We start from the raw sequence: 1364 nt of genomic DNA, 5'->3' as shown, positions 1-1364 counted from the left end.
CTTTTACGACAGCCTCTAGCAATGGCTTTTACAAGGGCGGCGAGGTAGCGGAAGGCGTATTTGAGGTGGGGGGACCCCCCAGCTCCCCTCACACCACCCACACGTGCTTCCCGTAACGGGCCAGCAGGGGCTCGGCGGTGAGCAAACGCAAGTCCTCCACCACGGCTTGGGCGACCAGGAGGCGGTCAAAGGGATCCCGGTGGTGCCAGGGAAGCGCCCGCACGGCCATGGCGTGGACCGGCGTTACGGGAAGGTGCGCGAACCCTTCTTCCTCCACGGTTTCCACGAAGCCTTCCGGCATCTCCAGCTTCCCAAGGGAGGCCTTGAGGGCAAGCTCCCAGGTGGTGGCCGCGCTCACGTAGACCATATCCGCCCGCACGATAAACCTTCGGGCTTTCCGGGAGAGCCTGGGATCGTCTGCCAGCCACCAGAGGAGAATGTGGCTATCCAGAAGAAGGTTCAACCGGCCCCTCCTCCATGAGCTTTGCGATCTCTACGTTTACCCGGTCAAAATCCGGGGCCATCCGGACTTTACCCTTCCAGACCCCGGGGGTCCGCTTCGGGCGGGACGGGGCCTCGGCGGGAACCAGCTTGGCCACGACCCGGCCGTAGCGCTTGATGAGGATGACCTCCCCCTGCTCCACCTGCCGGATCAGGCGGGAAAGTCGGGCCTTGGCCTCGGCCAGGTTGAAGGCCTTTGCGGCGGCTTCGGGTGCCTTGGGCATGGGCGCCTCCCAGTTCAAGGATAATCGTTTGGACCTGAGTTGGTCAACTTTTTAGGGCTTGCCCCGCAGGCCTCACGTCCAGGGCTAGGGAAAGCGGGTGAGCTGCTCCCTCTTGGGGGGCCTCCCCAGACGGCGCCCCCTTACCCTCGCCAGGAGAACCGTTCTTAGAAACCCCCGAAGAGCTCCCTCAGAAGCGCCGCCGACCTGTCCGCAAGGTAGCTTCGCTGACCGTGGGGGGCCTTGAGCCTGGCCTCGAGGGCGTAGAGCCGGGAGACCAGGTTCTTGAGCTCCCCCACCGCCTCCTCCACCTCACGGGCCACCCGCACTGCCTGAAAGCCCGGCTCCCTCTGCAGGTAGGGGAGGAGGGCGGAGGCGTCCAGAAGAAACGCGGGCAGCTTCTCAGCCATCCCGCTCGGCCTCAAGCCGCCTCTCCCTCAGGAGCTCCTCGGCGAGGCTCTCCTTGAGGTCCGCGAGCTCCGCCCAAAGCTCCTCCTCCGCCCGCTCCCAGGGGATGAGGAGCAGGCGCCCGTCTTCCACCAGGGCCAACAGCCGGGTCCCCGGTCCCAGGCCCAGGGCCTGCCGCAAGGGGCGGGGAAGGAGCACCCTTCCCTGGGCGTCCAGGGTGAGCGTGGCGGAGTG

Annotated in this window: 4 protein-coding genes; all 4 read right to left on the bottom strand. The window is 66.4% G+C overall.

Annotated elements, in window-relative coordinates; genetic code table 11:
• Positions 1 to 88: 88 nt before the first annotated feature.
• Positions 89 to 463, bottom strand: a complete 375-nt coding sequence (locus ABJK26_RS00910) for a type II toxin-antitoxin system VapC family toxin (protein WP_347240310.1) — start codon at positions 461 to 463, stop codon at positions 89 to 91.
• A complete protein-coding gene (locus ABJK26_RS00905; RefSeq protein WP_347240309.1) occupies positions 444 to 725 on the bottom strand; it encodes a type II toxin-antitoxin system prevent-host-death family antitoxin in 282 nt (93 codons plus the stop codon). Before ABJK26_RS00905 ends, ABJK26_RS00910 begins: the two co-directional genes overlap by 20 nt.
• A gap of 164 nt (positions 726 to 889) precedes the next feature.
• Entirely contained in the window at positions 890 to 1132 is a 243-nt protein-coding gene (locus ABJK26_RS00900; protein WP_347240308.1) for a hypothetical protein, read from the bottom strand.
• Positions 1125 to 1364 (bottom strand): AbrB/MazE/SpoVT family DNA-binding domain-containing protein (locus ABJK26_RS00895; RefSeq protein ID WP_347240307.1); only part of this gene is annotated, 240 nt, incomplete at its 5' end. The genes ABJK26_RS00895 and ABJK26_RS00900, both read right to left, overlap by 8 nt.

This window comes from Thermus sp. (genome assembly GCF_039793865.1).
Lineage (GTDB): Bacteria > Deinococcota > Deinococci > Deinococcales > Thermaceae > Thermus.
The sequence above is the reverse complement of the archived record's forward strand: the minus strand, read 5'-3'. Positions and strand labels throughout refer to the sequence as shown.

What these genes read in the sequence shown, in the direction of transcription:
- ABJK26_RS00905 (WP_347240309.1), bottom strand. Translation starts at nt 725, where the DNA reads ATGCCCAAGGCACCCGAAGCCGCCGCAAAGGCCTTCAACCTGGCCGAG.
- ABJK26_RS00900 (WP_347240308.1), bottom strand. Translation starts at nt 1,132, where the DNA reads ATGGCTGAGAAGCTGCCCGCGTTTCTTCTGGACGCCTCCGCCCTCCTC.